At 65.2% G+C, this 7,420-nt stretch carries 6 protein-coding genes, 1 tRNA gene and 2 pseudogenes; 6 read left to right on the top strand and 3 right to left on the bottom strand.

Features of this window, described 5'->3' with window-relative positions; translation table 11 throughout:
* A pseudogene (locus CA237_RS03510) lies at positions 1 to 506 on the top strand (IS3-like element ISGbe1 family transposase); the annotation flags it as partial.
* Here CA237_RS03510 and CA237_RS03505 read toward each other — a convergent pair.
* Complete coding sequence (locus CA237_RS03505; RefSeq protein WP_126012817.1) at positions 503 to 847, bottom strand: hypothetical protein; 345 nt, start codon at positions 845 to 847, stop codon at positions 503 to 505. The pseudogene CA237_RS03510 and the gene CA237_RS03505 sit on opposite strands and share 4 nt — an antisense overlap.
* 113 nt (positions 848 to 960) lie before the next feature.
* On the opposite strand from CA237_RS03505, the gene CA237_RS03500 reads away from it, so the two are divergent.
* Together CA237_RS03500 and CA237_RS03495 are read left to right on the top strand one after the other, a co-directional pair.
* Positions 961 to 1,872, top strand: a complete 912-nt coding sequence (locus CA237_RS03500) for a LysR substrate-binding domain-containing protein (protein ID WP_164523818.1) — start codon at positions 961 to 963, stop codon at positions 1,870 to 1,872.
* A gap of 332 nt (positions 1,873 to 2,204) precedes the next feature.
* Positions 2,205 to 3,869 carry a carboxylesterase family protein gene (locus CA237_RS03495; protein ID WP_066687940.1) on the top strand — a complete coding sequence of 555 codons (1,665 nt, stop codon included), beginning with the start codon at positions 2,205 to 2,207 and terminating at the stop codon, positions 3,867 to 3,869.
* A gap of 15 nt (positions 3,870 to 3,884) precedes the next feature.
* On the opposite strand, the gene CA237_RS19545 is transcribed toward CA237_RS03495, so the two are convergent.
* On the bottom strand, positions 3,885 to 4,295 hold the full coding sequence (locus CA237_RS19545) for a hypothetical protein (RefSeq protein ID WP_157092665.1): 411 nt from the start codon (positions 4,293 to 4,295) through the stop codon (positions 3,885 to 3,887).
* Between CA237_RS19545 and CA237_RS03490 the strand changes: the two are divergent.
* Positions 4,176 to 5,066: pseudogene (locus CA237_RS03490) on the top strand (SDR family oxidoreductase). The gene CA237_RS19545 and the pseudogene CA237_RS03490 sit on opposite strands and share 120 nt — an antisense overlap.
* 357 nt (positions 5,067 to 5,423) lie before the next feature.
* On the opposite strand, the gene CA237_RS03485 reads toward CA237_RS03490, so the two are convergent.
* A tRNA-Ser gene (locus CA237_RS03485) sits at positions 5,424 to 5,513 on the bottom strand.
* Positions 5,514 to 5,629: 116 nt separating this feature from the next.
* On the opposite strand from CA237_RS03485, the gene CA237_RS03480 reads away from it, so the two are divergent.
* Together CA237_RS03480 and CA237_RS03475 are read left to right on the top strand one after the other, a co-directional pair.
* Positions 5,630 to 6,652 (top strand): lytic murein transglycosylase, encoded by a 1,023-nt coding sequence (locus tag CA237_RS03480; RefSeq protein WP_126012814.1) that lies wholly within the window; start codon positions 5,630 to 5,632, stop codon positions 6,650 to 6,652.
* A complete protein-coding gene (locus CA237_RS03475; protein WP_066687937.1) occupies positions 6,649 to 7,419 on the top strand; it encodes an SPOR domain-containing protein in 771 nt (256 codons plus the stop codon). The genes CA237_RS03480 and CA237_RS03475 overlap by 4 nt, the downstream gene beginning before the upstream one ends.
* Position 7,420 lies beyond the last annotated feature (1 nt).

The raw sequence follows: 7,420 nt of genomic DNA, 5'->3' as shown, positions 1-7,420 counted from the left end.
GGACGCATGACGGGCGCAAGTTCCGGATACTGACCATCATCGATGAGGCCAGCAGGGAATGCCTGGCACTGGTCGTCGCGCGCCAGCTTCGACACGAAGACGTGCTGGCAGCGCTTGCCGACCTGTTCATCGCGAGGGGTCCGCCCGCGCATATCAGATCAGATAACGGCAGCGAGTTCATCGCTACCGCGGTTCAGAAATGGCTCGGGCAGGTTGGCGTGAAGACGCTGTACATCGTGCCGGGTTCGCCGTGGGAGAATGGCTACAACGAGAGCTTCAACGGCTCGCTGCGCGATGAGCTGCTCAACGGCGAGATCTTCTACAGCCTCGCTGAAGCAAGGGTACTGATCGAGGCGTGGCGCCGTCACTACAACACCGTCCGGCCGCACAGCAGCCTGGGCTATCGGCCGCCCGCACCACAAGCGGCGACACCGCCATTGCCGGCCTCCGGTTCCGCTTCGCTCCACCTACGACCGGCAATGGCGGCGGAGACGACAATGCACTAACTAATAACCCGGACCACCCGATGGGGGCTGCTCAGCTGAAGCACCTGATAGTCGAGCGTCATGCCCGCGACCTTGGTAAAGCCGACATAGCGGAAGATGGTGACGGCCACGTCCAGCTCGGCCTTGTCGTCGACCTTCCTGCCGTTCGCATAGAGTGAACCGGAATGCGCGAATTGCTGATAGACCAGGCCCAGATGCGTACCGGACGGCGCCGGTACGTAATCGCCCGCGTCGATCGCCTGGGCCGATGCCGGCGACGCTGCGCCTGTCGCCCATCCAAAAGCCGCTACGGCCGCTGCAACCGTGCAGAGACGCTGTCCCATCATCATCCCCTCGTCCATTTTTCGTGGCTCTCATGACGGAGCCTGAACACAGGAATTATCGCTTTCGTCAGCCTAGTATATCGCCGTATGAACAACGTTGATTTCGCCGTTCGCGAACGATGGAGGCGGCCATGCTGCAGGATCTGGTCTCGCTACGGCTGTTCGTTCGTGCCGCGGAAAGCGGCAAGCTGGGCGAGGCGGCACGACAAGGCAATCTGGCGATCGCGGCCGCGTCGCGGCGCATCGCCCTGCTGGAGGCGCAGTTCGGCGTGCGGCTGTTCGATCGCAGCCGATCGGGCCTGACGCTGACCCCGGCGGGCAGCGCCCTCCTCGTCACCGCGCGCACCCTGTTGGAACAGGCGCGGGCGATCGACGATGAAATGGCCGATTTCGCCGGGGGCATGCGCGGGGTGGTGCGGCTGCACACCAATCCCTCGGCGATCATCCAGTTCCTGCCCGCCGACCTCGCATCCTTCGCCGCGACGCGGCCCGACGTCCGCATCGACCTGGAGGAAAATATGAGCGCCGCAATCGTCGAGGCGGTGGCGGCCAATCGTGCCGACCTCGGCATCATCATCGGTGGCACCGCCAGGCGCGGGCTCGCGACCATGGGGTATCGCCAGGATACTTTGGCGCTCTTGAGTCCAAGGGGGATGTACTCGGATCGGCAGACGATCGAGTTCGCCGAAGTTCAGGACCGCGACTTTGTAGGTCTGGTCGGATCGACCGCGCTCACCCGGACGATGCTCGCCGAGGCGGCAAAGGCCGACCGCGCGCTGCGCCTGCGCGTGCAGGTGCAGAGTTTCGACGGCGTATGCCGCATGGTGGAATCGGGGTTCGGCTTGGGCGTCCTGCCGGAAAAGGCGGCGCGCGCCTTTGCCCGGTCGATGGCGCTCGACGTCGTTCCGCTGTCCGACCCCTGGGCCACCCGGCAGATGGAGATATGCATCTCGCCTTCGGTGCGACCGGGGTCGCTGGCGCGTGTCCTGGCCGAACATCTTTCCGGCTTTGCCGAAGCGCCGGGCGAGGTTTTCGAAGGTTAGGAGGCGCCGACTTTGGGCCTCCCCAAAAACGTCGGGCTCCGATCGAGGTCAATTTTGGTAATAGGGGATCAGGAGCGTACTGGACTAGCTGATCAAGTGCGGCGAGCAGTGGGAGCGGACGTCCCGCAACATCATTGGTGGTGCGATGACGAAAGAGCGTTGGCTTCTGGATAGTCGAATAAGCAGGTGAGAACAGGTTTGCGGGCAACGCTGCCCGTTGGCCTCCAGCTACAAGCGACGACCACTTCCAATCTGATCCAATCTACCGCTACGTTGAACGGCGCCTGGCTCCGCTCCGCTTCCGGGCCCCGCTTCCGCAAGGGATCACACCCATGAACCGTGTTACCACAGCCCTTATCCTCGCCACCGCACTGGCCGCCAGTCCTGCCGCAGCCCAGTCTGCCGGTCCGACGATCCGTACCGACGACGGTACCGTCCGCGGACAGGCCGCTGAGGGCGTCGAAAGCTGGAAAGGTATTCCCTTTGCCGCGCCGCCGGTCGGCCCGCTACGCTGGCGCGCACCGCAGCCGGCAGCGAAGTGGACCGGTGTCCGCGACGCCACCCGATATAGTCCGGACTGTATGCAGAAGCCCTTCCCGAGCGACGCCGCTCCGCTCGGCACCACTCCGGCAGAGGACTGCCTGTACGCCAATGTCTGGCGGCCGACGGGAGCCAGGGGCAAGTTGCCGGTGCTGGTTTGGATCTATGGCGGTGGCTTCGTGAACGGCGGGGCGTCGCCACCGACCTATGCCGGTGCGAACATGGCCACGAAGGGCGTCGTGTTCGTCAGCTTCAACTACCGCCTTGGCCGCTTTGGCACCTTTGCCCTTCCGCAACTGACCGCGCAGAATGCCGATGGCGGCCGGTTGGGCAATTACGGGATCATGGATCAGGTCGCGGCGCTGCAATGGGTCAAGCGCAACATTGCGGCGTTCGGCGGCGATCCGGCGGACGTGACGATCTCGGGCGAGAGTGCCGGCGGCATCTCGGTCCATGCGCTGGTCACTTCGCCCGAAGCGAAGGGCCTGTTCAACAAGGCGGTCGTGATGTCTGGCGGCGATGCGAAGGCGTTCACCGGCAATACGTTGGCGGATGTCGAGACGATTGGCGGCAACTTCGCCCGGAGCAAGGGGATCGATCCCGCCGCCCCCGACGCGCTGCAACGCCTGCGCGCGCTGTCGGCGGAGGACGTGCTCGACGGGCTCAACATGGCGCAGATGTCCGGCCGCCCCGGCGCACCGCCGACCAATTCGGGACCGTTCGTCGATGGCAGGGTCGTGGTCGATGTCCGCAAGGCCTATGAACAGGACCGCTTTGCCCGGATGCCGATGATGATCGGCGCGACCAGCGCCGATATCGGCGGCAAGAGCGGGTTCATGATCGCGGGCGGGCGCGAGGCATCGGCGATGATCGCCGACAGGGGCGTGCCGGTCTGGCAGTATCGCTTCTCCTACGTCGCCGATTCCATCGGGCAGGGCGGCGCCCAGCACGCGACAGACATCCCCTATTTCTTCGACAATGTTCGCATCAAATATGGCGCGCAGACGACAGCGAAGGACGAAGCCGTCGGCGCGGCGATGAGCACGTACCTGGCCAACTTCGTAAAGCGCGGGGATCCGAACGGCGGCGCGATGGCGCTGTGGCCACGCTACACCCGTGCCAACGACACGCTTGCCGACTTCGCGGCCTCCGGCAAGGTCGTGGTAGCGCGAGACCCGTGGGGCGCCGAGATCGACCGCGTGTCGCAGGCGCTGGCGGCGGCGAAGGCTTCGGGGCGCTACACCACGCTGACCACGCCCATCGGCGAGCTCCTCGACAATCCGGCCACGCGCGCGGTGCTGGAGCGGCATGTTCCGGCGTTCCTGAAGAACCCGCAACTCGACATGGCGCGCGGCACGACGCTGTACGGGTTGCAGACCTATCTGCCCGACCAGTTTACCGACGCGTTGCTGGCTAAGATCGACCACGATCTCGCAGCCGTTCCGGTCAGGAAGTAGGATACTGAACTCGGGCTAAAGGGACCGGGACCGGATGATAGTCGCTGCCGGTACAGTGGCATTGGCGGCCGGGTGGTTCGAAGGCGTTCGAGCCGATCCCGTCACCATCAACCGGTTGCAGTAATCGCGGTCGGAAACGCGGTTGAACGGGCTTCCGACCGTCAGTGATGCCTTCGTCGAGTGTTGTGCGATCTTCCCGTTACCCGAATGCCAATGGCCCAGCGCACGGTCCTGGGCGTTCGCTGACCGGCTATGATTGAAGCATGTCGAATGGCCGGTGAATGGCGAGTTTCGGCGTGTACCGCCATGCACCGTCAGGATCATGATCGTCCACTCGTCTGCGATCTCGTCCAGCACTGGGCGGATAAGAGGCGCGTCTATCATCACCGTGCACGACAGGGCCTGCAGGTCGGCATCGCTCGCCATATCTATGCTACTCCGAGCGCGTTCTTGATAGCAGATATGCTTCGTATGTCTGGTTCGCCATCTCGAATGAAAGGGCTGAAGATGGCAAGAATGGCAGGCAAGGTCGCGCTAGTAGTCGGTGGGGCGAGCGGAATTGGTCTCGCGACCGGACGTCGGTCGCACGAGGTTGCCGCCGCGGCTGAGAGTATCGGTCCATCGGCGCACGGCGTAGAAGCCGACGCGGCGTGCCAAGGCGATCTTGAGCAAGTCGTGGCGGAGGCCAAGCGTCTGCATGGTCGCATTGACGCGATGGTGCTTAACGCCGGATTGTCGGAGCCGGCAACAATCGTCGAGGAAACTGGCGAGCATTTCGACCGGCACTTCGCCATCAACGTGCGCGGCGCGCTGTTTGGGATTCAGGCGGCGCTGCCCGTGCTCAGCGACGGAGCATCGGTGGTGCTGGTCGGCTCGATCGCCGACGCGATGGGCGTGACGCCGTTCAGTACTTACGGAGCGACCAAGGCGGCACTGCGCTCCTACGCGCGCAGCTAGGCGGCCGGGCAGGCGCCGCGATGCATCCGCGTCAATGTCGTCGCACCGGGACCAACCGATACGGACATGATGGCTGCGGCACCCGAGGAGATGCGGCAGATGCTCATCGCGCCGATTCCGCTCGGCCGCATGGCGCGCGCCGACGAGATTGCCGCCGCTGCCGTCTTCCTACTCAGCGACGAAGCCAGCTTTATTACAGGTGCCGAACTTTGTGTCGATGGCGGCATGCGACAGGTGTAGCCAGATGAACAGGCGGCGCCTGACGTGCGGATCGGCTAGACCTCACGATCAGCATCGCCCGTCTTCAGTAGGCAGCGAGATCGGCCGATCCGCCCGAACCCGCTTAGGGAAGCACGTCTCGCGCACTTGAATGAATGACCGAAGTTAGGCGGCAAGGAACTAGCCGCGAATGTCTAAATATGGGTCGACCCAGTCCTTTGGGATTGTCCCGTAGGTTGGCTTTCGAAAAGAGAGAAGCCGGCATTCGCCTTCGAGCGTTCTACCAAGCCATCGAGCGTCTATAGACGCTTGCGTTGAGCGTAAGCCATTGGGGTAACTTCAAAATGGAACCGCACCCGCCCTGCTGGCACGACGCGTTGGCGGAAGAGGTGGGATTCGAACCCACGGAGAGCTTGCACCCTCGCCGGTTTTCAAGACCGGTTCCTTAAACCACTCGGACACTCTTCCTTCGGCGATGTCGCGACTAGAGCGGGTAGGCCGCTTTGTGCAAGCCTTTGTCGCGCGGGGGGTTCCATCGGCGTGGGGCCCTGTGCCAATACCGGGTGGTAGCGGGAGGCCGGTGTATGCGTTTGGCAAAAGCGGGGATGGCGTTCGTTCTCAGCCTGATGGCCGGGACATCGGCGTCGGCCCAGGACGCGGAGGGGTTCCAGGCCTATCTGCGCGAGGTCGCCGTCCGTGCGCGGGCGCAGGGCGTGCAGCAATCGACCATCGACGCGGTCCTGCCGACGCTGACCTACAACCCGCGGGTCGTCGAGCTCGATCGGCAGCAGCCAGGATCGTCGAACACGACCACCGTATCGCGTTTCGCCCCCTATCGCATGCGCCATGTCGATGCCGCCCGGATCAATCGTGGGCGTACCGCCTATGCCGCGCAGCGACCGCGGCTGGCGTCGATCGAACGCCAGACCGGCGTTCCCGAGGAGATCATGGTCGCGATCTGGGGCCATGAAACCAATTATGGCAGCTATACCGGCGACTTCGACCTGCCACGCAGTCTCGCGACGCTTGCCTATGAGGGCCGCCGCCGCGCGCTGTTCGAACCGGAGTTCATCGCGACGCTGAAGATGATCGACCGCGGCGTGCCGCGCGACCGGTTGAAGGGCAGCTGGGCCGGCGCGTTCGGCTATCCGCAGTTCCTGCCGTCGATCTACCTGCGCCTTGCGCGGGACGGGGATGGCGACGGGGTGCCGAATATCTGGTCGAACCCGGCCGACACGCTCGCCTCGATCGCCAATTATTTCGTCGATGCCGGCTGGCGCCCGGGCCAGCCCTGGGGCTTTGCCGTCAGCGTCCCGGCCGGCTTCGACCGGTCGATCCTGACGCCGCGATCGCTGTCGCCACGCTGTCCGCGCGTGTTCGAACGGCATAGCCAGTGGCGGAGCCTTGCCGAGTGGCGGACGCTCGGCGTGGTGCCAAACGACGGACGGCAGCTCGACCCGACGATCCAGGCGACGCTGATCGAGCCTGACGGCCCGGGCGAAACGGCGTATCTGCTGACCGGCAATTACCGGGTCATCCTCGATTACAACTGCTCGAACTACTATGCGCTGTCGGTCGGGTTGCTGGCCGACGCGGTCGCACGATGAGCTTCGGCGCTGCGGCACTGCTGATCGCCGGGTGGACGCAGAGCGGTGCGGATACGCCCCCGCCAGTCGTGCATGAGCAGCGACTGGATGATGTCGGGGCGGTAGCGATCGCGACCGGTCCTGCCGATGCGAAACTGACCGTGGCGCATCGCGGATTGCCGCCGGGCAGCTTTGCCGAAGTCACCGATCTCGCCAGCGGACGGACGATCATCGCCTTGGTCGAACCGGAAGCCGTACCGGCCGGCGGTACGATCGGTAGCCTGTCGGCAGCGACCGCGCGCGCGCTCGACCTTGGCACCGAAGGGCCGCGCACCGTCCGCATTCGCCCGGCGATACCCTCACCGGCCGAACAGGCGGCAGTCCGGGGCGGCACGGTCGTTCGTCGGCTCGATGCCCCGACGGCATTGCTCACCGCCTTGCGTAAGCGACTGCCGCAGCCGCCGCCGATGGTCGCCGCCGCCGCGCCGCAACCGGCACCGCCAGCCGTCGCCCCGGTCAAGCCCACGCCCCGACCGGCAACCCAACCCGCGCCCGCAAAGACGCCACCCGCTGCGGCCCGCGGACGGTGGTTCGTGCAGGTCGCGACACTTTCCGACGCTACCCGCGCCGCCGCGCTCGCAAAATCGGTCGATGGCGTTGTGCGTTCGACGGGCAGGCTGTACCGGGTGCAGGCAGGCCCATTCGCCACCCGAGCCGCTGCCGAAACCGCCCGTGCGTCGATCGCCCGTCGCGGCTTCGGCGACGGCCGGATCATCGCCCAGGACTGAA

The organism is Sphingomonas sp. ABOLH, from assembly GCF_003951715.1.
GTDB classification, from domain to species: Bacteria; Pseudomonadota; Alphaproteobacteria; order Sphingomonadales; family Sphingomonadaceae; genus Sphingomonas; species Sphingomonas hankookensis_A.
This window is presented reverse-complemented; position numbering and strand designations above follow the sequence as displayed.